A 22,281-nucleotide genomic window follows, 5' to 3' on the forward strand; every position below is an offset into this window, starting at 1 on the left:
TTCCCCGGACGCACAGGGCGGTTCGCCCTTCCAGGAGGGTTGGTCGCAGCTGCCGCAGCGGGAGCCGCAGTCCAACCTGTACCGTCCCGGCCAGGCCGCGACCCCGGGCAGCACCGGCAGCCTCAAGGGTGGCGGCGGTCTGCAGGGTGGTGGCCTGCAGGGCGGTGTCTCCAACGCGCGCACGACCGCCGACCTGGCGGCCAAGGCGGCGCGCAAGGAGGCGGCCATGGTGAAGTCCGTCGGCATCGACGGACCGACCCGCAGCATCGCCCGCCCGGAACTGGTCAAGGATCTGCCCGATCTGTCCGAGCTGCGGCACCCGCTGCCGCCGCCGGAGCCGATCGCGCCGGCCGGTCCGGTCTCGCCGTCCGCCCCCGCGGCGGTGGCGCAGGCCGCGGCCACCGGTGAGCCGCTGCGCGCCACCGTGCAGCTGCGCCACATCGACCCGTGGTCCACGCTGAAGGTCTCGCTGGTGATCAGCGTGGCCATGTTCTTCGTGTGGATGCTGGCCGTCGGCCTGCTGTACCTGGTGCTCGAGGGCATGGGCGTGTGGGAGCGCGTGAACTCCACCCTGGGCGACTTCGCCGACAGCTCCAACTCCAGTTCGGCGCTCATCGACGCGGGCTCGGTGTTCGGCTACGCCGGTGTCATCGGCCTCATCAATGTGGTGCTGCTGACGGCCCTGTCGACCGTGGGCGTGTTCGTCTACAACCAGTGCACCGATCTGGTCGGCGGCATCCAGGTCACCCTGGCCGATCCGGACTAGGGAATCCGCTGTTTCGATCCGCCTCGACGGCCGGTCGGACTCGCCTCCGCGAGCCTCTGACCGGCCGTTTTGGTTATCATCGGTGAGGTACGGTAATCTTCTGCCTCGTTCGAGTTACACACTCCGAACACCCACTACGGGCCTATAGCTCAGGCGGTTAGAGCGCTTCGCTGATAACGAAGAGGTCGGAGGTTCAAGTCCTCCTAGGCCCACTTACAGGTAAAGATCGAACTGCCTTCCCAAGGGGCCTTAGCTCAATTGGCAGAGCACTGCCTTTGCAAGGCAGGGGTTAGGGGTTCGATTCCCCTAGGCTCCACAAATTAGCCGCAGACCAATCGGTCTGCGGCTTTTGTCGTTCCGGTGGCTCGACTGTGGTTCCAGTACTGTGGATTTCATGAAATTCGTTCTCACGATCGTTGTGATCGCCGCCGTCGTGTTCGGAATCAGCAAGCTGCGTCAGCGCAATGACGCCGATCTCTGGCACGAGGTCACCACCCGCTGACCCCGTCCGATTCGGGCCGGAAACTTCGCCATTGTGACACGGGACAAGCGGCGGTTTTCGGCCCGTTTCACGTCGTATCGTCGTGGGATGGCGTCCACTGAGATCTCCGAGCTGGTGCAGTCCGTGGTGGAGCCGTACCTGCTCGGGGGCGCGCGGAAGTACGACCGGCAGCAGGTTTCGGAACTGACGGGGCTGCCGAATTCGATCACCCGGCGGCTGTGGGTCTCGCTGGGCTTTCCGGCCGATCCCGATGACAAGGCGGTCGAGTACAGCGACTCCGACATCGAGGCCGCCAAGACCTTCGCCAAGCTGAATGTGCTCGCCTCCGCGGACATTCACCGTCAGACCACCGCCGCGCGCACGCTGGGTCGCTCCATGGCGCGGCTGGCGGAGTGGCAGGTGGATCTGGTGACCGAGGAGATCCTGGCCCGGATCGCGACCATCACCAAGGAGAATCCGGACGCCGATCCGGTCGAGGCCGCGCGCGTCGCCACCGACGAGGTGGTCACCGAGTTCGAGACGTTGCAGCGCTACGCCTTTCGGCGGCATCTGGACGCGGCGCTGGCCCGCTCCCTGGACGCCGGCTCGGTCGCGGGGGACACGCTGCGGGTGCTGGCCGTCGGCTTCGCCGATATGGTCGGCTACACCCGCCTGACCCGCCACCTGGAGCCCGATGAGCTGTCGGCGCTGCTGGAGGCGTTCGAGACGGCCACCAGCAATGCCATCGTGGCCAATGGCGGCTGGGTGATCAAGAACGTCGGTGACGAAGTCATGTTCGCGGCGGCCACGGCCTCCCAGGGCGCGCGGATCGCGATCGCCGTGCAGGAGGCGGCCGTCGCCTCGCACGGCGTCACCCAGGAATTGCGCGTGGGGCTGGCCTACGGCAGTGTCCTGCAACGCTTCGGCGACCTCTACGGCTCGGTGGTGAACACCGCCGCGCGACTCACCGGTGTGGCGCGTCCGGGCACCGTGCTCGTCGATGACGGGGTGGCCGAGGCGATCGAGGACGATCCGGAATTCACGCTGCGGCACCTGGCCACCGTGCGGGTGAAGGGGATCAATCGACTGCACGGGCATGTGCTGCGCCGCAACATGATTCGCCCGCTCGTATAACCGAGATTCCTACACCGGCGTAACCGACCCCGGACATAGGGGCGGGCCTCGGCGAAGGGGGGGAGTTAGCCGAGGCCCGCGTTAGGTCGGCCCGGGGGGGAGGGGCCGACGGGAACGATCCTACGCGACGATTTCCGATTGTGTGGCTATCGGGGCACCGCGTTCCAAGATTTTTTCGAGGAAAAAGTGTCGTACCCGAGTGGCAGCATGGGTTCGTGACCGAATTGCGTCCTTCGTCGAATTCGATTCGAGTAGCGCACTACTCGCGATCGGGGCCGATGGCCGGGCGGATCATCGAATCGGCCGCATCCCATACCGGCACCCCCGAGCACCGCCGGACCCCCATTGGGATGCGGCCACTTGCGTGCCGGGCCATACTGGCCGAGAGCGTTTGGTCTTGTTCGACCTTATTTGTGCAGTTCAAAGCCAGCGCATAGTCAGGAGAATCATGCCCGACGCCATAGTTGCCGAGGGACTGGTCAAGAAGTACGGCCGCCTGGTCGCACTCGACGGTCTGGACCTGTCCGTCCCCGAAGGCACCGTCACCGCTCTGCTCGGCCCGAACGGCGCCGGCAAAACCACCGCGGTACGGGTGCTCACCACCCTGCTGATTCCGGACGCCGGCCGCGCCACCGTCGCCGGCGTGGACGTGTTGAAGGATCCCCAGCTGTTGCGTTCCCGCATCGGCACCTCGGGGCAGTATGCCGCGGTCGACGAATACCTCACGGGTTTCGAGAATCTCGAGATGGTCGGGCGGCTCTATCACATGGGCGTGCAGCGCAGTAAGGATCGCGCGCGCGAGCTGCTGGACCGCTTCCGCCTCGCCGACGCCGCCGACCGGCCGGTCAAGGGTTATTCCGGCGGTATGCGCCGCCGCCTCGACCTGGCGGGCGCTTTGGTCGCGAATCCGCCGGTGCTGTTCCTGGACGAGCCCACCACCGGTCTGGATCCCCGTGCGCGCCTGGATCTCTGGGATGTCATCGAGGAATTGGTGGCGGGCGGCACCACGCTGCTGCTGACCACCCAGTACCTCGAGGAGGCGGACCGGCTGGCCGATTCCATCGCGGTCATCGACCACGGCCGGGTCATTGCCGAGGGCACCTCAGACGAGCTCAAGGCGATGGTGGGCGGGGACCGGATCGAGCTGGTCGTCGACCATGCGGACAACCTCGCCGTCGCGCAGCGGGCGCTGGAAGGCTTGGCGCACGGGGAGATTCGGCTCGAGCCGAGCATGCGGCGCATCATCGTCCCGGTCAACGACGGGTCGCAGGCGCTGGTGGACGCCATCGGACAGCTCGCCAAACATGAGGTGAGCATTCACGATGTGGGTCTGCGGCGGCCCTCGCTCGACGATGTGTTCCTCTCGCTGACCGGGCACGAGGCCGAGGAACTGATCAACGGCAACCAAAAGGCCGACGAGAAGGTCGGAGGAGCCCGATGAGCGCCACTCTCGCTGTCGCCGAAAAGCCCTCGCTCACACAGCGACTCACGATGCTGGTCAGTGACAGCCTGACCATCACCAAGCGCAATGTCATCAAGATCAAGCGTGTGCCCGACGTCCTGATCTTCACGACGCTCTCGCCGATCATGTTCGTGCTGTTGTTCGCGTACGTGTTCGGCACCGCGATCCAGGTGCCGGGCATGTCGGGCGGCTACCGCGAATTCCTGATCGCCGGCATCTTCGCCCAGACCGTCGTCTTCGGCGGCACCTTCACCGGTCTGAGCCTGGCCGAGGACATGCAGAAGGGCATCATCGACCGATTCCGTTCCCTGCCAATGGAACCGGCGGCGGTCCTGATCGGGCGCACCAGTGCCGACGTGGTCATCAATATGGTGAGCCTGGTGGTGATGTCGCTGGCTGGTCTGCTGGTCGGCTGGCGTATTCGGGGATCGTTCCTGGACGCGGTGCTGGCCTATGTGCTGCTGTTGCTGTTCGCCTATGCCGTCTCGTGGATCATGGCGGTGATCGGCCTGATCGTGCGGGCGCCCGAGGTGTTCAACAACGCGGTGTTCATGGTGATCTTCCCGCTCACCTTCCTGGCCAACACCTTCGTGCCGCTGGACAAGCTGCCCGCGCCGCTGAAGCTGTTCGCGAACTGGAATCCGGTGTCGGCCTTGACCCAGGCCACCCGCGACCTGTTCGGCAACACCAGCGCGCAATTGCCGCCGCCCGATGTCTGGTCCATGCGGCATCCGGTGGCGACCACCCTGATCTGGGTGGTCGTGATCCTGGCGATCTTCGTGCCGCTGGCCGTGCGTCAGTACAAGCGCTCGGTCAGCCGCTGACCGAGTCCGATGGCGCGCGGCCGGGTCAGTGGGTGACCAGATCCGGCGTCGGCGCGGAACCGTTGCGCGAATAGCCCAGGCGCGGCGGCTCCGCGGCCGGTGCCGGCGGCTGTGGGCGCTTGCTCACGAAGAACGCTATGACGCCGCCCGCAATCGCGAATAGGGCGGCCACGATGACCTTGTTACGAACGCTCCCCAGCTCCATCCGACCATGCTGGCACAGCAATGGAATTCGTGCACGGAGTGGGGGTATGGGGGCATAGCCCCCATACCCGTTCACTCCACGGTGACGCTCTTGGCGAGGTTGCGGGGCTTGTCGACGTCCCGGCCCAGAGCCATGGCCGTGTGATATGCGAGCAGCTGCAGCGGGATAGTCAGGATGATCGGATCGAGTACGTCGCACACCGCCGGAACTCGAATCACCGCATCCGCCAAGCCATCCGGCAGATCGGTGTTCGTGACCGCGATGACGGGCCCACCGCGCGCCTTGATCTGTTCGATGGTGGTGATGTTCTTGGCCAGCAGCTCATCACCCGGCACCAGGACGATGCTCGGCATCTCCGGATCAATCAAAGCCAGCGGCCCGTGCTTGAGCTCTGAGCCCTGATACGCCTCGGCGTGAATGTAGGAGATCTCCTTGAGCTTCTGCGCACCCTCGCGCGCCACCGGCCACGCCCGCACCCGTCCGATGAAGAACATGCTGCGCGCCTTGGCATATCGCGCCGCGACATCCGCGATGGCCGCGTCCGCGGCCAGCACCGCGTCGATGGCGTCGGGCAGCGCGCGCAGTCCGTTGACGATGCGCTCACCCCCGGCGGCCGACAGGTCGCGGACCCTGCCGAGCAGCAGCGCCAGCATGGCGAAGGAGACCGTCATATTGGTCAGCGCCTTGGTGGACGCCACCGAGACCTCGGGGCCCGCGTGCAGGAACACGCCCGCACCGCATTCGCGGGCGATGGCGCTGCCGACCACGTTCACCGCGCCGATCACCCGGCCGCCCTTGCGCTGCAATTCCTGAACGGCCGCAAGGGTATCGATGGTCTCGCCGGACTGGCTGATGGCGACGTACAGCGCGTCCGGATCCACCACCGGATTGCGGTAGCGGAATTCGGAGGCGGGTTCGGCGGTGGCCGGAATCCGCGCCAGCTCCTCGACCAGCTGCGCACCCAGCTGGCCCGCGTAATAGGCCGAGCCGCAGCCCAGGAACACCACCTTGCTGATGCCGCGCAGCTCGCGCGCGTCCATATTGAGCCCGCCCAGGTGGGCGGTCGCGAATCGTTCGTCCAGCCGGCCGCGGAGCGCCCGGCGGACGGCGTCGGGCTGTTCGGCCATTTCTTTGCGCATGAAGTCGGGGTACCCGCCCAGCGCGTAGTCCTCCGCCGCCATATCGATGGTGGTGGGGATCTTGTCGGTGCGGCGGGCCTCGAGACCCAGTGTGCTGGTGCGGAATTCGCCGGCGCGCACGGTGGCCAGCTCGCCGTCGTCGAGGAACACCACGCGCTGGGTGTGGTGCACCAGGGCGGCCACGTCGGAGGCCACGAACATCTCGCCGTCGCCGACGCCGAGCACGATGGGGGAGCCGTTGCGGGCCACCACCAGTTCGTCGGGGCGGCGGGCGTCGAGCACCAGCAGGCCGTAGGTGCCCTCGACGCGGCGCATGGCGGTGCGCACGGCGTCCTCGAGGGTCTCGGCGCCGTCCAGCGCGGCGGCGACCAGGTGGGCGATCGCCTCGGTGTCGGTGTCGGAGACGAATTCCACGCCCTCGGCGGTGAGGGAGGCGCGCAGTTCCTCGGCGTTCTCGACGATTCCGTTGTGCACCACCGCGATCCGGCCGGAGCCGTCGGTGTGCGGGTGCGCGTTGGCGTCGGAGGGCTCGCCGTGGGTGGCCCAGCGGGTGTGGGCGATGCCGACATTGCCCTTCAGCCGCGCGCCCTCGGCGTCGACCCGGTCGCGCAGGTCCTGGACCCGGCCCTGGGTCTTGGTGACGCGCAGGCGTCCCCGGTGCGGCACGGCCAGTCCCGCGGAGTCGTAGCCCCGGTACTCGAGCCGGTGCAGGCCCTCCAGCAGGACCGGAACGGCCTCACGATGCCCGATATAACCGACGATTCCACACATTGCGCGGCGGACTCCTACCCGTAGACGATGCGACGCAGCTGTCGTTCGGTGAATTCGGGGGCGGCCACCGGACGCTGCGCGAGCTCGTCCGCCAGGCGCTGCCAGATCTCGGCATTGCGGACCTGGCGGCCCTGGAGTTCGGCATGTCTGCGGCGCACGAACTGCTCGGCGGTCTCGTCGAAGTACCCGGCGACGTCGGCGACCACGCGGGCCGCGACGGCGGTCGGCAGGCCGGTGGAGGCCGCCACATGGCGGACCAGATCGGCCGGAACCCCGTCATTCACCCGACCGAACTTGCCATGCCGCGCCCGGTTCCGCCACTTTTCTGCCCGAATTCGGGCAGGGAATCACAGTGTGCGCCGATTCTGGCTGCTGAAAGTGTGCCGATTCGGGGTGTGGTTCGCGCCTGCACCTACGATGGCGGTCGTGACCTCACCGAATCAGACCGCCGTGGCCACCCTCCACACGAACTACGGCGATATCAAGATCTCGCTCTTCGGTAACCACGCTCCCAAGACGGTCGCGAACTTCATCGGCCTGGCCGACGGTTCCGCGCCGTACACCACCGCGAACGCCAAGGGCGAGAAGTCCGGGCCGTTCTACGACGGCGCGGTCTTCCACCGCGTGATCGACGGATTCATGATTCAGGGCGGCGACCCCACCGGCACCGGCCGCGGCGGCCCGGGCTACGAGTTCAAGGACGAATTCCACCCCGAACTCCGCTTCGACCGCGGCTACCTGCTGGCCATGGCCAATGCCGGGCCGGGCACCAACGGCTCCCAGTTCTTCATCACGGTCGGCGCGCAGCCACACCTGAACCGGCGGCACACCATCTTCGGCGAAGTGGTCGACCCGGATTCGCGCAAGGTGGTCGACGCCATCGCCACCACCTCGACCGATCGCAACGACCGGCCCAAGGACGACGTCGTCATCGAGAGCATCACCCTCTCCTGAATCAGTCCACAGCGGAAAAGAACTCACATGCAACCCCAGCCGCCCGCACCCGTCTGCTATCGCCATCCCGACCGGCCCACCGGTCTGGGCTGCACCAGGTGCGGGCGTCCGGCCTGCCCGGAATGCCTCACCCCGGCCGCGGTGGGGCAGCACTGTGTGGAGTGCGTGCAGCAGGGGCGCGCTGACGTCCGGCCGGTGCGCAATGCCGCCGGGACGGACGTGTCCCGGCAGATCCCGGTGCCGTACGTCACCTACGCGCTGATCGCGATCAATGTGATCGTCTTCGCGGTCACGGCCTTCCAGGCGCACAGCCTGATGGACAACAATCGTTCCCGGCTGTTCTTCGACTGGCAGCTGGTGCCCGCCTTCGTCGGCACCGACGGCGGCTGGATGCGGATCATCGGCTCCGGCTTCCTGCACTACGGCCCGATCCACCTGCTGGCCAACATGTTCGCGCTCTACGTGCTCGGCCCCTACTGCGAGGTGGCGCTGGGCCGTGGCCGTTTCGTCGCCGTCTACCTGGCCTCGCTGCTCGGCGGTTCGGCTGCGGTGACCGCGTTCTCGGATCCGCTGACCGCCTCGGCGGGCGCGTCCGGCGCGATCTTCGGCATCTTCGGCGCGGTCGGCGTGATCATGCTGCGCACCCGGCAGAACCTCACCCAGATCGCGGTGCTGCTGGGGATCAACCTGATCATCACGTTCTCGGTGCCGGGCATCTCGATCTGGGCGCACCTGGGCGGACTGCTGGCCGGCACGGTCGCCGCCACCGGCATCCTCTACCTGCCGCGCTGGCTGGGGATCCGGGATACGCGGACCGCCCTGAACATCGGCTGGGCCGCGGTCGCGGCGGTGGCGCTGGCCGCGGTGCTGGTGACGGCACTGGCCGCTCCCACGCTGTGAGGAAAGTCGCGGCGGCTGTGAATAACTTCTAGCGCGCCAGGTGGATTCGCAGCACCTCGAGGACATCCTCGGGGTGTGCGCCCAGGTCCCAGCGGCCGAAGATCATGAGCTTCTCGTCGCCCTCGTGATCCACATCCATCTCCAGCATGGGCATCTTCCGGCCGAGTCGCCGGTAGTTCACCACGCGGACGCGGAGGATCTGCTGGGGTGTGTAGCGCTGGGCGCCGGCCAGGCCGCGCACGACGACCTGCACCGGATTACCGGGTTCGACCGCCAGCCGCGGCCGCTGCCGCAGGCCCACGACGGTCATGAACAGCAGTCCCGCGGCGGCCAGCCCGATGAGCAGGCGGCCGGGACCGTCGTTGGAGAGGCAGGCGGCCGCGGCCAGCACCACGCCGCCGATGCCGCAGATCACGACCGCGGCCATGGGTGTGGACCAGGCCAGGCGGGAGGAGGGATCCGTCGCTGTCACTGTCCCCACTCCCTCCTCGAGTTGTCCACAAGGTCATCCACAGGTGTGTATGAATAACAATGATGTAAGGCACAGGCCCGGCTGGGCACTAGCGCCAGCGCATGGTCATGATCAGGCCGACCACCATGAGGCCGAACCCGATCAGGAAGTTCCAGGCGCCCAGGTCGCTCATCCAGCTGATCTGCTCGTTGGCCAGGTAGTACACAAGCAGCCAGGCCAGACCGGCCAGCATGAAACCCAGCATGATGCCGACGTACCAAACCGGCGACGGACCAGCCGACTTCACGCGCACGGGCGTGCGGCTGGCCGGGTTGATCGTGTAATCCGTCTTCTTACGGACCTTCGACTTAGGCATGACGTCCTCGTATTCGGCGTTCTGTCTGCGTAGACATTATCCCGGCAACCCTGGGGAAAGTGTCGTTGGGGAGTCCCCGGGCGATTGTGGCGACACGGTTCGGCGGTATTGCATGCGACGGCGAGCGCCGCGGCAACTACTCTCGAATCATGCGTGTACTGGTCGTCGACAACTACGACAGCTTCGTGTTCAACCTTGTCCAGTATCTCGGACAGCTGGGTGTGGATGCCGAGGTCTGGCGCAATGACGATGATCGGCTCTCGGATGTGGACAAGGTTGTGCAGGACTACGACGGGGTGTTGATCAGCCCTGGGCCCGGCAGCCCCGATCGTGCGGGTGCGAGCATTCCGCTGGTGCACGCCGCCGCGAAGCATGCCACCCCGCTGCTCGGCGTCTGCTTGGGCCATCAGGCCATCGGAGAGGCCTTCGGCGCGACCGTGACCCGGGCTCCCGAACTGTTGCACGGCAAGACCAGCGACGTCTTCCACATCGGTGCGGGCGTGCTGGCCGGGCTGCCCGACCCGTTCACCGCCACCCGCTACCACTCCTTGACCGTCGTCGAGGAGACAATGCCGCCGGAGCTGGAGGTGCTGGGCCGCACCGAAACCGGCATCGTCATGGCCCTGCGACATCGCGATCTGCCCATCCACGGTGTGCAGTTCCACCCCGAATCCGTGCTCACCCAGGGCGGGCACCGCATGCTCGCCAATTGGCTGGGCGTGTGCGGCGAGCGGCCGGCGGAGGGACTGGTGCAGACCTTGGAGGCGGAGGTCGCGGCCCTCGCGTCATGAACGAGGCTCCGTCATGAAAACGGCCACAGCATGAGGCCGCACGTCATGCTGTCCGTGGCGGTCAGCATCGACGGGTACATCGATGACGCGACCCCGGATCGGCTGCTGCTGTCGAATGCCGCCGATTTCGATCGGGTCGACGCGCTGCGCGCGGAGTCGGACGCCATCCTCATCGGTGCGGAGACCCTGCGCCGCGACAATCCCCGGTTGCTGGTCAACAGCGCGGATCGACGTCTGCATCGGGTGGCGTCGGGCAAACCGGACTATCCGGTGCGCGTGATCGTCACGGCCGGTGGCGATCTCGATCCCGAACTGCGCTTCTTCCACAGCGGCGGTGAAAGACTGGTCTACACCACCGATTCCGGGGCCGCACGGATCGGCGATCGGCTGGACGGCCTGGCCGAAGTGGTATCGCTCGGCGCGGCAATCGATTTCGAGGCGCTGCTCGATGATCTGGGCAAGCGCGGACTGGAACGCCTCATGGTCGAGGGCGGCGGATCCATCCACACGGCGTTCCTGTCCGGCGGGCTGGCCGACGAGATCTGGATGGCCGTCGCACCGCTGGTGGTCGGCGATCCGGCCGCCCCGCGCTTCCTCGGGCCCGCCGCCTTTCCCGGCGGCCCCAACCACCGCATGCAACTGGCCGATGTGGGCCGCATCGGTGATATCGCGCTGCTGCGCTATCTGCCGAAGGAGGATTCCGATGTCGGATGAGGCGCGGCTGGATCGCGGCTGGATGCGGCACGCCATCGGGCTGGCGCGGCTGTGCCCGCGCAGCGAGACCGCCTTCGCGGTGGGCGCGGTCATCGTGGGCGCGGACGGGGTGGAGATCGAGCACGGGTGGTCGCGAGAGACCGACGAGAAGGTGCACGCCGAGGAATCGGCGCTGAACAAGCTGGATCCCCGCGATCCGCGACTGCCGCACGCCACGCTCTACAGCACCCTGGAGCCCTGTTCGCAGCGCGCGAGCCAGGATCGCGCGCCGTGCACGGATCGCATTCTGGCGGCGGGCATTCGGCGGGTGGTCATCGCCTGGCGCGAGCCCGGCACCTTCGTGGACAACTGCGTGGGTGTGGAGCGGCTGCGTGAGCACGGGGTCGAGGTGGTCGAGCTGCCGGATCTGGCGGACGAGGCCATGTCGATGAACCGCCATCTGCGCCTTTGAGTTTCGAAACGCAAGGTTTCACATGAAACAACAGGGGTCCGCGGCGATCGCCGCGGACCCCTGTTCGGTCATCGAATTCGGATCACGGCGGGCCGAGCGACAGCACGCCGGTCGTCACGGTCACCGTCTGGGTCTTGCCCAGCGGGGAGCCCGCCGTCGGCTGCTGGGCCAGAATCCGCCCCACCTCGCCCGCGTTCAGCGTGCTCATGGTGTTCTGCGCCATCTGCCCACTCCAGCCCTTCTGCTGCAGCGCCGCGATGGCCTGGGCAGGGGTCATCCCGCGCAGGTCCGGCATGGTCAGCTGGTCGCCGCTGGAGACCTGGACGGTGATGTTGGAGCCGCGATCGGCCTGCGTGCCCGCGGCCGGGCTGGTGGCGATGACCGTGCCCTTGGGCTGGTTGTTCGGCACCTCCTGCACGGTCACCTTCAGACCGGCGGTGTCCTGCAGCGTCGACTGCGCGACATCGATGGACTGGCCGACCACGTCGGGCACGCGCACCTTGTCCGGGCCGGTGCCGATGGTGATGGTGACCTGACCGTCGGAGTCGATCTTCTGCCCGCCGTCCGGGGACTGCGCGACGACCTTGTCCTTCTCCTCGACGCTGGAGGTCTGCTTCTTGATGTCCGGATTCAGCCGCAGCCCTTGCGAGTTCAGCGTCTGCTCGGCCTGCTGCTGGGTGAGACCGGCCAGCTTCGGCACCGGCACCAGCTGCGGACCCAGCGACACCTGCAGGGTGACGGTGCTGCCCTTGGCGACGCGCGAACCGCCCAGCGGCTGGGTGGCGATGACATTGCCCTGCGCCACCTTGGGATCGTTCTTCTGCTGGATGGCGACCGTGAAACCGGCCTTCTCCAGATCCCGTTGCGCCAGTTGGTAGTTCTGATTGGCCACGTCCGGCACCGCGACCTGATCCGGATGCGAGCCGCCGACCAGCATCCACACCAGCCCGGCCACCGCCGCGATGGCGGCCACCGCGAGGATGGCGATCAACGCGGTGCGCTTGCGCGGACTGTCCTCGACCAGTTCCTGTTCGGTGGTGTCGTCGCGGCGTTCGACCGTGCGGTAGCTGCGCGGCGGCGGCAGTTCGTCGTCGAAGCTGCGGTCCTCGTCGGTCATGATCATGGGCGCGGTGGGCTTCTGCCCGCCCAGCACCCGGATCAGGTCGGCGCGCATCTCGGCCGCGGTCTGATACCGGTTGGCCGGGTTCTTGCTCATCGCCTTGAGGATGACCGAATCGAGTTCGCGCGGCACCCCCGGATGCACCTGCGACGGCAGCCGCGGATCCTCCCGGACATGCTGGTAGGCCACCGCGACCGGCGAGTCGCCGGTGAAAGGCGGTTCCCCGGTGAGGATCTCGTAGAGCACGCAGCCGACCGAGTACACGTCCGAGCGCGCGTCCACCTGCTCGCCGCGGGCCTGCTCGGGGGAGAGGTACTGGGCGGTGCCGATGACGGCGGCCGTCTGGGTCATCGGGTTGGAGCTGTCGGCGATGGCCCGGGCGATGCCGAAGTCCATCACCTTCACCGCGCCCGCGCGGTTGATCATGATGTTGGCGGGCTTCATGTCCCGGTGCACGATGCCGTTGCGGTGCGAGAAGTCCAGCGCCGCACACACATCGGCGATCACCTCCATGGCGCGCCGCGGCGGCAGCGGACCCTTGCCGCGCACGATGTCGCGCAGGGTGTCGCCGTCCACGTACTCCATGACGATGTAGGGCAGCGGGCCGCCGTCGACCTCGGCCTCGCCGGTGTCGTACACCGCCACGATGGCCGGGTGGTTCAGCGCCGCCGCGTTCTGCGCCTCACGCTTGAAGCGCAGGTAGAACGTGGGGTCGCGGGCGAGGTCGGCGCGCAGCACCTTGATGGCGACATCGCGGCCGAGCCGCAGGTCCCGGGCCTTGTGCACCTCGGACATGCCACCGAACCCGATGATCTCGCCCAGCTCGTAGCGGGAGGAGAGGTTCTTCGGGGTCGTCATGGCAATCCTTGCTGCGGGACTGTGGATGAATAGGGGTCCTGCGTGTAGAGCGGCCCGCGATTACTGCCGGGGCTCACCCCGCCATTGGGGACGGCGCCGCCGGGATTCGCGCCCGGAGTCACTGGCCATGATGGTATGTCGCCCTGCTGCCACGGCCACTTATTGGTGGTGGTCGGCTTCTGCGGCGTGGTGGTCGGCGCCGTGGTGGTGGGCTTCGGCGGGGTCGTGGTGGTGACCGGCGGCGGTGTCGTCGTCGGTTCCGGTGTGGTGGTCGGCGGCGGTTCGTAGGTGGTGACCGGGGGCGGCGGCACCGGCTTTTCCCTCGTGGTCGTGGTCGGCGGGGGAGTGGTGGTGGTCGGCGGGACCACCGGCGGGGCCACCACGGCGCTGGTCTTCGGGGGCGGCGTGGAGTCGTGAGTGTTGCTGCTGGCCAGCACGATGCCGATACCCGCGATGAGGATCAGCACGCCGACGGCCAGCCCGGCCATCGCCTTCTGACCGTTGGTGAAGCGTCCGGACGAGCCGTCGTCGGCGGGCCCGGTGAAGGTCATCGGTCCCACGGGCGTGCGGGGTCCGGACATGACGGTGGTCGAGGTCGCCGGGGCGACCGGCGGCTGACGCATCGGTTGCGGCGGAGTCGGATAGCGCACGGTGGCCTGATCGGACCGGGCGCCCGGAATGATCATGGTCGGCCCGGGCGGCAGCACCCGGGTGGCCCCGGTCATGGGCGTGACCGGAATGCCGCCGGGCGGCGTGGGTCTGCGCCCCGAGCGCACCGCGGCCACCGCGTCGGCGAATTCGCCGCCGTCGGTGTAGCGCTGGCCCGGATCCTTGGCCATGGTGATCTCGATCAGCTCGCGCACGTTCGGCGGCAGATCGGCGGGCAGCGGCGGCGGGGCCTCGCGCACATGCTTCATGGCGACGGTCAGCGCGCCGTCGCCGGTGAACGGCCGCGCACCCGAAAGCGCCTCGTAGCCGACCACTCCCAGCGAGTACACGTCCGAGGCGGCGGTGGCGTCCTCGCCGGTGGCCTGCTCGGGCGCGATGTACTGGGCGGTGCCCATCACCATGCCGGTCTTGGTGACCGGGGACGCGTCCACGGCCTTGGCGATGCCGAAGTCGGTGATCTTCACCTGACCGGTCGGCGTCACGAGAATATTGCCCGGCTTCACATCCCGGTGCACCACGCCCGCCTGGTGCGCGACCTGCAGCGCGCGGCCGGTCTGCTCGAGCATGTCGAGACCCTGCGCGACCGAGAGCCGGTTGAGCCGGGAGAGCACCGCGTTGAGCGGTTCGCCCTGCACGAATTCCATGACCAGGTAGGCGATCTCACCGCCGGACGGGTCCTGCGTCTCGCCGTAGTCGTAAATGCTCGCGATGCCGGGGTGATTGAGCTGCGCGGTGGTCCGCGCCTCGGTACGGAACCGTTGCCGGAAGGTCGGATCGGTGGAGAATTCCGCCTTGAGCACCTTCACCGCGACCCGGCGGTCCAGCCGGGTGTCCAGCGCTTCCCAGACCTGGCCCATGCCGCCGGTGGCGATAAGCCGCTGCAGCCGGTACCGGTCCGCGATCATCGCACCGTTGTTCAGCATTCGTGACCCTGTCTACCTAGCACTTTCATATCGTTCAGCCCCCCAGCCCCGCGTCCAGCACCGCCCGCGCGATGGGTGCCGCGACCGAACCGCCGGTGGCGGCCAGTGCCCGGTCGCCGCCGTTCTCGACGATCACCGCGATGGCGATCTTCGGGTTCTGCGCGGGGGCGAAGGCGATGTACCAGGCATGCGGCGGCGTATTGCGCGGATCGTCGCCGTGCTCGGCGGTGCCGGTCTTGGACGCGATCTGATACGACCGCGGCTGCGTCCCTCCCTGCGTGTTCTTCTCCGACTCGAGCATCAGATTGGTGACCTGGGTGGCCACCTGCGGGGTGACCGCCTGGCCCACCGAGGTCGGCTTGGTGGTCTCCAGCGTGGACAGGTCCGGCGCCTGCAGCTGGTCCACCAGATACGGCTTCATCCGCACGCCGCCATTGGCGATGGTGGCCGCCACCACCGCGTTGTCCAGCGGGGTGAGCGCGACATCGCGCTGCCCGATGCTGGACTGCGCCATGGCGGCACTGTCGGGAATGGTGCCGACGGTGCTGTCCGCCCACGGGATCGGAATGTTCGGGTGCTGGGTCCCGATGCCGAACGCGTTGGCCTCGTCCTTGAGTTTGGCCGCCCCCACCTTGATACCGAGCTCGGCGAAGGCGGTGTTACACGAGTACTTGAAAGCCTCGGTGAGAGAAGCGGTTTGGCCGTCACCGGGACCGCAGTGGCTGCCGTTGTAGTTCTCCAGCGTGGTGGCCGTGTCGGGCAGCGTGATGCGCGGCGCGGCGGTGAACTGGTCGTCGGGCTTGGCGATGCCGTTGGACAGCGCGGCCGCGGTCACGATCACCTTGAAGGTGGAGCCCGGCGGATAGGTCTGCGACACAGCGCGATTCAGCATCGGCTGGCGCGGATCCTGCTGCAGCTGCTCCCAGGTCTTCTGGGTGGCCGCGCCGTCGTGCCCGGCCAGCAGGTTCGGGTCGTAGGAGGGCGTGGACACCATGGTCAGGATGCGCCCGGTGCTGGGCTCGATGGCCACCACCGAACCGGTCAGGTTCTTGGCGGTCAGCTGCTCGTAGGCGACCTTCTGCATGACGGGGTTGAGCGTGGTCACCACATTGCCGCCGCGCGGATCCCGCCCGGAGATCATGTCGATCAGCCGCCGCCCGAACAGCGCGTTGTCCGAACCGTTGAGCACCGAGTCCTCGGCGTGCTCGAGTCCGTTGCTGCCGTACTGCATCGAGTAGTAGCCGGTGGCGGGCGCGTAGGCCAGCGGATCGGTCGGGTAGGTGCGCAGGTACTTGTAGCGGTCGTCGGTGGCCACCGAACTCGCGAGCACCGTGCCGGAGGCGGAGATCTGGCCGCGCTGACGGGCGTACTCGTCCAACAGGACTCGCACGTTGCGGGGATCGTTGCGCAGACTGTCGGCCTTGAACACCTGCACGTAGGTGGCATTGGCCAGCAGCGCGACGATCATCACCATGACCGCCAGCGCCACCCGGCGCAGAGGCGTGTTCACGCGGCACCCCCCTCGACCTTCGGCGTGTTCACCCGGGCCGCATCCGGCTTGCGCAGCAGTTGCGTCGACGCGTCGGCGATCGGGGCGACCGGCTCGGCCCGCTTGCGCGCGGGGGCCGGCCGCCGCGCGGCGTCGGACACCTTGATGAGCAGACCCAGCAGCACGTAGTTGGCCAGCAGCGACGAACCGCCGTAGGACATGAACGGCGTGGTCAGACCGGTCAGCGGAATCAGCTTGGTGACACCGCCGACCACCACGAACACCTGGATGGCGATGGTGAAGGCGAGGCCCGCGGCCAGCAGCTTGCCGAAGCTGTCGCGAATGGCCAGCGCGGTGCGGATGCCGCGAATGGTGAACACGCAGAACAACATCAGGATGGCGGTCAGCCCGATCAGGCCGAGCTCCTCACCGATGGCGGAGATGATGAAGTCGGTCTTGGCGAAGGGCACCTGCGAGGGCCGCCCGCTGCCCAGCCCGGTCCCGGCCAGCCCGCCGGTGGCCAGTCCGAACAGCGACTGCGAGATCTGATAGCCGGTGTTGGAGTAGTCGGCGAACGGGTGCAGCCAGGTCTCGACCCGCACCCGCACATGCCCGAAGGCGTTGTAGGCGAACACGAATCCGATCGCCAGCAGCGCCATGCCGACCACGACCCAGCCCACCCGCTCGGTCGCGATGTAGAGCATGCACAGCACGGTGCAGAAGATCAGCAGGCAGGTGCCGAGATCCTTCTCGACCACCAGCACGCCCACCGACACCACCCACACCAGCAGGATCGGTCCCATATCGCGCATGCGCGGCAACTCCATGCCGAACACGTGCTTGCCCGCACCGGTGAACAGGTCGCGCTTGGACACCAGCACGCCCGCGAAGAACACGATCAGCGCGATCTTCGCGAACTCGCCGGGCTGAACACTGAAGCCGGGCAGGCGGATCCAGATCTTCGCGCCGTTGACCATGGAGTACCGGTCCGGGAGCAGCGCGGGCAGCGCCAGCGCGATCAATCCGATCAGGCCGAGCGTGTAGGCGTAGCGGGCCAGGCTGCGGTAGTCACGCAGCACGATCAACAGCCCCATGAAAACCACCATCCCCAACCCCGTCCACAGCACCTGCTGGTTGGCGTCGGGGGAGGGGATGGGCAGGGAGGCGAAGGCGGCGTCCTGTGCCTGCGCTAGGTCGACGCGGTGAATGATCACCAGGCCCAACCCGTTCAGCAGCGCCGCGATCGGTAGTAGGAGTGGATCCGCGAAGGCCGCGAACCGCCGCACCGCCAGGTGCGCGACACCGAACAACGCCATGTACGCGGCACCGAGCTTGGCGATCTCCCAGGTGATCGCCTGCTCCTGACTGGCCTCCACCAGCACCAGCGAGACCGTGGTGATGACGGCCGCCAACCCGAGTAGCAGCAACTCCACATTGCGCCGGGTCACGGGCGGCGGCGCAGGAGCGAAGCCGCCGGGTGGACTGGGGAAGGCCCCAGTGGACGGCGGTGCCGGTGCGGACATCAGTCCGCCGTCCTGCAGTTCTGCCCCGGAGTCTGCGGAGCCGTGGTGGTGGTGACAGGAGCGGTCGGCTGGTCGGACTTGTGGGGTTCGAGCTGATGGTTCTCGCCGGTGCGCTCACCGCCGGTGAGGCCGCCGGGCGCGGCCGGGGTGGTCGGCGCGGCGGGCGTGGTGGTCACCGGGGTGCCGGTCTGGTTCGGGTCGGCGGGCGGAGTGGCCGGGGGCGTGGAAGGCGGTGTGGGCGCGGGCTTCTCGCACGGCGGCAGCAGTTCGGACTGCACCAGATTGCGGATCTGCTTGACGGCGTCGTCGCGCGAGCCCGGCGGCAGGCCCTTGTCGACCGAGTCACGGCCGCTGGGGCGAAGATCGTTGCGGGTCAGCTGCGCGCAGCCGGCGGGAAACTTGTCGCCGGGACCGGCCAGCGTCAATTCGCCCGCGCGCGTGACACATCCGACCTGATCCACATCGCGGATCGAGTAGCCCAGCACCGAACCGGGCAGGCCGCGCAGCACGACCACCTTCTCGCCGTCCACGCCGACGTAGTAGTTGCTGCGAATCATGTTGTAGCCCACGGTCAGACCCGCGCCGACGGCCACCAGCAGGGCCAGCGACAGCGCCAGCCAGCGCAGCTTGTGGCTCTTCTTGGGCGGTTCGGGCTCGGCCTGCTGGACCGCGCGGCGCGGGGTGGCGCGCGGCGGCCGCATGGCGGCGGCCCGGCCCGCGGCGGTGTTCGGCGGGGGCGTGTCGTCGTCCTCGCCCGAGGCCGCGCCCGCCACGATCGGATGGCTCTGGCCGTAGTCCAGATCGATGACGTCGGCGACCACCACGGTCACGTTGTCGGGACCGCCACTGCGCAGGGCCAATTCGATGAGCCGGTCGGCCGACTCGTCGGTGGTGCCCTCGCGCAGGGTGTTGGCGATGGTCTCGTCGCTGACCACGTCCGAGAGGCCGTCGGAGCACAGCAGATAGCGGTCCCCGGCCCGGGCCTCGCGCACCACCAGGGTGGGGTCGATCTCGTTGCCGGTGAGCGCGCGCATGATCAGCGAGCGCTGCGGATGCGTGTGGGCCTGCTCCGGGGTGATGCGTCCCTCGTCCACCAGCGACTGCACGAAGGTGTCGTCGCGGGTGATCTGGGTCAGCTGGCCCTCGCGGAGCATGTAGGCGCGGGAGTCGCCGATGTGCGCGAGGCCGAGTTTGCGCCCGGCGAACAGGATGGCGGTGAGCGTGGTGCCCATGCCGTCGAGTTCCGGCTCCTCCTCGACCTGGTCGGCGATGGCCGCATTGCCCTCGTGCACAGCACGATTGAGCTTGCCGAGCAGATCGTCGCCGGGCTCGTCGTCGTCGAGATGCGCCAGCGCGGCGATCATCAGTTGCGAGGCGACCTCACCGGCGGCGTGGCCGCCCATGCCGTCCGCGAGCGCGAGCAGTCGCGCACCTGCGTAGACGGAATCCTCGTTGTTGGCCCGGACGAGACCGCGGTCGCTACGAGCGGCGTAGCGGAGAACAAGTGTCACGATCGCAGCTCGATCACTGTCTTGCCGACACGGACGGGGGTGCCGAGTGGAACTCGCACCGGAGTGGTGACCTTCGACCGGTCGAGGTAGGTCCCGTTGGTGGAACCGAGATCCTCGACGTACCAATCCTCACCGCGCGGCGACAGGCGCGCGTGGCGGGTGGAGGCGTAGTCGTCGGTGAGGACCAGTGTGGAGTCGTCGGCGCGTCCGATCAGCACCGGCTGTGAGCCGAGTGAGATGCGGGTACCGGCGAGAGAACCCTGAGTCACCACGAGATATTTGGCGCCCTTCTGGCCCCGGCGAAAAGATGGGAGCACCGCGGAACCGCCTGCGGCCCGAGGCGCGACCCGAAGGCCGGAAGCCGCGTAGATATCGCTGCGCAGGGTCCGGAGCACCGCCCACACGAACAGCCACAACAGCAGCAGGAACCCCGCACGGGTCAATTGCAGGATCAGTCCCTGCACGGTGCTCCACCTCCTGTTCGACCGTGTCGTAGGTACGGGGCAGTTACGGAGGTATGGCTCCGTGACCCCCAACCGGTGTCTTGCTGGTCAGCGTCGGTGCGTTGCTGCATAGCGCGGCCATGCTCCGCCGCGAGTATTGGCAGCATCATAGGGCCGACGACCGGTTGCGATCACGATACGACCGAGGAATTCCTAGCCATATCGTGACCTGCACCGCGAGCTTACGGGATCAGACGATCCGGATCAGGATCTCGGAATGTCCGGCGCGGATCACATCCCCGTCGGCCAGCTGCCAATCCTGGACAGGTGACCCGTTGACCAGCGTGCCATTGGTCGAACCCAGGTCCGAGAGCATCGCGGTCTGGCCGTCCCAGCGAACTTCGATGTGCCGCCGCGAAACTCCGGTATCGGGCAGCCGGAAGTGCGCGTCCTGGCCGCGGCCGATGATGTTGCTGCCCTCGCGCAGCTGGTAGGTGCGGCCGGAGCCGTCGTCCAGCTGCAGCGTGGCCGAGTAGCTCGAGCCGGCGCGCGCCGGGGCCGCGCCGTAGCCGCCCTGCTGGCCGTACCCCTGCTGGCCGTAGCCCTGCTCCTCGGCGTAGCCGCCCTGGTCCGGGTACTGGTCGTAGCCCTGCTGGCCGTACCCCTGCTGCTGGCCGTAGCCCGGCTCGGCATAGCCCTGCTGGCCGTAGCCCTGGTCGGCGTAGCCCTGCTGGCCGTAGCCGCCCTGCTGCTGGCCGTAGGCCTGATCGGCGTAACCCGGCTGCTGGCCGTAGGCCTGATCGCCGTAGCCCTGCTCGTAACCGTGCTGCTGCTGGCCGTACGCCTGGTCGGCGTAACCGGGCTGCTGCCCGTAGGCCTGATCGGGCGCGCTGTAGCCCGGCTGCTGGCCGTAGCCCGGCTCGGCGTAGCCGCCCTGCTGGCCGTAACCGCCGCCCTGCGGCTGGTTGTAGTCGTAGCCGTTCTGGTACTCGCCGTAGCCCTGCTCGGACTGGCCGTAGCCGCCCTGCTCGTAGCCCTGCTGACCGCCGCGGCCGTAGTCGCCGTAACCCTGCTGACCTTGGCGGCCCGCAGGCGGGGGCGCGTACCCGCGGTTCCGCGGATCGGACTCCGCGGGCTCACGGCTTGGGTCGTAGCCTGAGTTCTGCGTCATGGGGCCAGCTCCTGGTTGCGGGTTGGGTCGTTGTGGGCGTTCAGGACCCGGTGACGGGCCTGCCCGCCCACCCGCGTCCGGATCCACCCGGCCGCGCGTCCTGAACTGTCCGGTGTGCAGCGTAGGGGATGCCTCGAACTCCACGTGCACTTCGCCGTAGGTCTGCCACCCTTGCTCACGGATGTAGTCCTGCAGATGTTTGGTGAATGCACGCTTGGTGAGCTCGTAATCCTGCGAGGCCAGGTCGCGTTCCGGCTGTCCCTCACCCTGGACGAGTTGCCGGAGATCGGACTCGTTGATGGTGATGACATAGCTGTTGGGAGCCAGCAGATGCCCCCCGCCGAGATCCTGGATGTGGTCGGCGGCCTCACGCTGCAGCGCGGCCTCGACCTCCTGCGGGACGACGCTCCCGCCGAATACACGGGCGAAAACGTCCCCCACCGCCCCCTGGAGGCGGCGTTCGAATCGAGAAACGATCCCCATAGCCCCCTCCCTTCTGTGGCGTGCGGGGTTGCGTCCTAGAAAGCAACACGCAGACGTGGCGTGTCGCCGCAGGGACACGTTGATTGCATGATATCCACGATCGTCCACACCTGTAACTCTTGGCGACGGCCCGGGGTTCCCGTGTCCTAGCCACATCACGGCATCGCGTTCGAACCCCCGATAACCAGGCGATTTCGTTTTGGCGCAAACCTCGTGATACGTTTCTTCCCGTCGCTCGGGCGAGTGGCGGAATGGCAGACGCGCTGGCTTCAGGTGCCAGTGTCCGTAAGGACGTGGGGGTTCAAGTCCCCCCTCGCCCACCATGAGGAAGGCCCCCGATCCAAACGGATCGGGGGCCTTCTTCTTTTGTGTCCCGAGCCCGTTCCGCGGGAACCGTGAAAACCCCATGTCAAAGGTGATGTGACGAAGATCGCACGCCCTGGTTGGAGGGGGTCGCGGAAGGCGTTGCCGGAGTGCGATTTCGGGGCCTCGGAAGGGTGAAAATCGTTTGCCGGAAGATGCCGTCTGAGGTATGCGTCCGATTACTGGCGGCCATTGCCTGATGATCATTTAGCGAAAACCGCGACAAACAAACTTGAGGTTTGTTTGGTTGATGGCGACCGGTGGGCAATCGGTCTGAGCTGGGGCGAAACGCCAGGTTAACGTGGGCTG

At 67.8% G+C, this 22,281-nt stretch carries 22 protein-coding genes and 3 tRNA genes; 13 read left to right on the forward strand and 12 right to left on the reverse strand.

Annotation, left to right across the window (positions count from 1 at the left end; genetic code table 11):
• The 7 genes from ON43_RS00005 to ON43_RS00030 form a co-directional block, all read left to right on the forward strand.
• Positions 1–766: DUF3566 domain-containing protein (locus ON43_RS00005; RefSeq protein ID WP_040802199.1), on the forward strand; the 766-nt coding region annotated here is incomplete at its 5' end.
• A 138-nt stretch (positions 767–904) separates the two neighbouring features.
• A tRNA-Ile gene (locus tag ON43_RS00010) sits at positions 905–978 on the forward strand.
• A gap of 31 nt (positions 979–1,009) precedes the next feature.
• A tRNA-Ala gene (locus tag ON43_RS00015) sits at positions 1,010–1,082 on the forward strand.
• A gap of 78 nt (positions 1,083–1,160) precedes the next feature.
• A complete protein-coding gene (locus ON43_RS45870) occupies positions 1,161–1,268 on the forward strand; it encodes a DLW-39 family protein (protein WP_218003181.1) in 108 nt (35 codons plus the stop codon).
• An 87-nt stretch (positions 1,269–1,355) separates the two neighbouring features.
• A complete protein-coding gene (locus ON43_RS00020; protein ID WP_040802201.1) occupies positions 1,356–2,381 on the forward strand; it encodes an adenylate/guanylate cyclase domain-containing protein in 1,026 nt (341 codons plus the stop codon).
• A gap of 448 nt (positions 2,382–2,829) precedes the next feature.
• Positions 2,830–3,822, forward strand: a complete 993-nt coding sequence (locus ON43_RS00025) for a daunorubicin resistance protein DrrA family ABC transporter ATP-binding protein (protein ID WP_040802203.1) — start codon at positions 2,830–2,832, stop codon at positions 3,820–3,822.
• The gene (locus ON43_RS00030; RefSeq protein ID WP_174416426.1) at positions 3,819–4,667 is read left to right on the forward strand and encodes an ABC transporter permease; all 849 of its coding nucleotides are present in this window, start codon (positions 3,819–3,821) and stop codon (positions 4,665–4,667) included. Before ON43_RS00025 ends, ON43_RS00030 begins: the two co-directional genes overlap by 4 nt.
• 25 nt (positions 4,668–4,692) lie before the next feature.
• On the opposite strand, the gene ON43_RS00035 is transcribed toward ON43_RS00030, so the two are convergent.
• The 3 genes from ON43_RS00035 to ON43_RS00045 form a co-directional block, all read right to left on the reverse strand.
• Entirely contained in the window at positions 4,693–4,872 is a 180-nt protein-coding gene (locus tag ON43_RS00035) for a hypothetical protein (RefSeq protein WP_040802205.1), read from the reverse strand.
• A 71-nt stretch (positions 4,873–4,943) separates the two neighbouring features.
• Positions 4,944–6,782, reverse strand: a complete 1,839-nt coding sequence (gene glmS, locus ON43_RS00040; protein ID WP_040802207.1) for a glutamine--fructose-6-phosphate transaminase (isomerizing) — start codon at positions 6,780–6,782, stop codon at positions 4,944–4,946.
• Positions 6,783–6,796: 14 nt separating this feature from the next.
• Entirely contained in the window at positions 6,797–7,066 is a 270-nt protein-coding gene (locus ON43_RS00045) for a hypothetical protein (protein ID WP_040802209.1), read from the reverse strand.
• Between the two features lie 133 nt (positions 7,067–7,199).
• Between ON43_RS00045 and ON43_RS00050 the strand changes: the two genes are divergently transcribed.
• Positions 7,200–7,736 (forward strand): peptidylprolyl isomerase, encoded by a 537-nt coding sequence (locus ON43_RS00050; protein ID WP_174416427.1) that lies wholly within the window; start codon positions 7,200–7,202, stop codon positions 7,734–7,736.
• A gap of 27 nt (positions 7,737–7,763) precedes the next feature.
• A complete protein-coding gene (locus ON43_RS00055) occupies positions 7,764–8,636 on the forward strand; it encodes a rhomboid family intramembrane serine protease (protein ID WP_083913044.1) in 873 nt (290 codons plus the stop codon).
• Positions 8,637–8,664: 28 nt separating this feature from the next.
• Here the strand turns inward: ON43_RS00055 and ON43_RS00060 are convergent, their stop codons facing one another.
• Positions 8,665–9,108, reverse strand: coding sequence for a PH domain-containing protein (locus tag ON43_RS00060; protein ID WP_040802211.1), 444 nt, complete (start codon positions 9,106–9,108; stop codon positions 8,665–8,667).
• Positions 9,109–9,196: 88 nt separating this feature from the next.
• A complete protein-coding gene (gene crgA / locus ON43_RS00065; protein ID WP_040802213.1) occupies positions 9,197–9,463 on the reverse strand; it encodes a cell division protein CrgA in 267 nt (88 codons plus the stop codon).
• A 149-nt stretch (positions 9,464–9,612) separates the two neighbouring features.
• On the opposite strand from crgA, the gene ON43_RS00070 reads away from it, so the two are divergent.
• The 3 genes from ON43_RS00070 to ON43_RS00080 are packed head-to-tail and all read left to right on the forward strand — an operon-like array spanning position 9,613 to position 11,419.
• Positions 9,613–10,254 (forward strand): aminodeoxychorismate/anthranilate synthase component II, encoded by a 642-nt coding sequence (locus ON43_RS00070; RefSeq protein WP_040802215.1) that lies wholly within the window; start codon positions 9,613–9,615, stop codon positions 10,252–10,254.
• A 30-nt stretch (positions 10,255–10,284) separates the two neighbouring features.
• Positions 10,285–10,968: a RibD family protein gene (locus ON43_RS00075; protein ID WP_040802217.1), complete on the forward strand. Its 684-nt coding sequence runs from the start codon at positions 10,285–10,287 to the stop codon at positions 10,966–10,968.
• Positions 10,958–11,419, forward strand: a complete 462-nt coding sequence (locus tag ON43_RS00080; RefSeq protein ID WP_040802219.1) for a cytidine/deoxycytidylate deaminase family protein — start codon at positions 10,958–10,960, stop codon at positions 11,417–11,419. The genes ON43_RS00075 and ON43_RS00080 overlap by 11 nt, the downstream gene beginning before the upstream one ends.
• Positions 11,420–11,501: 82 nt before the next feature.
• On the opposite strand, the gene pknB is transcribed toward ON43_RS00080, so the two are convergent.
• The 7 genes from pknB to ON43_RS00115 all read right to left on the reverse strand — a co-directional run bounded on the left by pknB (position 11,502) and on the right by ON43_RS00115 (position 21,609).
• The gene (pknB, locus tag ON43_RS00085; RefSeq protein ID WP_040802221.1) at positions 11,502–13,397 is read right to left on the reverse strand and encodes a Stk1 family PASTA domain-containing Ser/Thr kinase; all 1,896 of its coding nucleotides are present in this window, start codon (positions 13,395–13,397) and stop codon (positions 11,502–11,504) included.
• Positions 13,394–14,989 carry a protein kinase domain-containing protein gene (locus ON43_RS00090; RefSeq protein ID WP_040802223.1) on the reverse strand — a complete coding sequence of 532 codons (1,596 nt, stop codon included), beginning with the start codon at positions 14,987–14,989 and terminating at the stop codon, positions 13,394–13,396. Before ON43_RS00090 ends, pknB begins: the two co-directional genes overlap by 4 nt.
• A gap of 34 nt (positions 14,990–15,023) precedes the next feature.
• On the reverse strand, positions 15,024–16,499 hold the full coding sequence (locus ON43_RS00095) for a peptidoglycan D,D-transpeptidase FtsI family protein (protein ID WP_040802225.1): 1,476 nt from the start codon (positions 16,497–16,499) through the stop codon (positions 15,024–15,026).
• Positions 16,496–18,001, reverse strand: a complete 1,506-nt coding sequence (locus ON43_RS00100) for an FtsW/RodA/SpoVE family cell cycle protein (protein WP_051177672.1) — start codon at positions 17,999–18,001, stop codon at positions 16,496–16,498. Before ON43_RS00100 ends, ON43_RS00095 begins: the two co-directional genes overlap by 4 nt.
• Positions 18,001–19,512 (reverse strand): PP2C family protein-serine/threonine phosphatase, encoded by a 1,512-nt coding sequence (locus ON43_RS00105; RefSeq protein ID WP_040802228.1) that lies wholly within the window; start codon positions 19,510–19,512, stop codon positions 18,001–18,003. The genes ON43_RS00100 and ON43_RS00105 overlap by 1 nt, the downstream gene beginning before the upstream one ends.
• Complete coding sequence (locus tag ON43_RS00110) at positions 19,509–19,976, reverse strand: FHA domain-containing protein FhaB/FipA (protein WP_040802230.1); 468 nt, start codon at positions 19,974–19,976, stop codon at positions 19,509–19,511. The genes ON43_RS00105 and ON43_RS00110 overlap by 4 nt, the downstream gene beginning before the upstream one ends.
• A gap of 229 nt (positions 19,977–20,205) precedes the next feature.
• Complete coding sequence (locus tag ON43_RS00115; RefSeq protein ID WP_040802232.1) at positions 20,206–21,609, reverse strand: FHA domain-containing protein; 1,404 nt, start codon at positions 21,607–21,609, stop codon at positions 20,206–20,208.
• 237 nt (positions 21,610–21,846) lie between these two features.
• Between ON43_RS00115 and ON43_RS00120 the strand changes: the two genes are divergently transcribed.
• Positions 21,847–21,932, forward strand: a tRNA-Leu gene (locus tag ON43_RS00120).
• Positions 21,933–22,281: the final 349 nt, after the last annotated feature.

This window comes from Nocardia concava NBRC 100430 (genome assembly GCF_000308815.1).
GTDB classification, from domain to species: domain Bacteria; phylum Actinomycetota; class Actinomycetes; order Mycobacteriales; family Mycobacteriaceae; genus Nocardia; species Nocardia concava.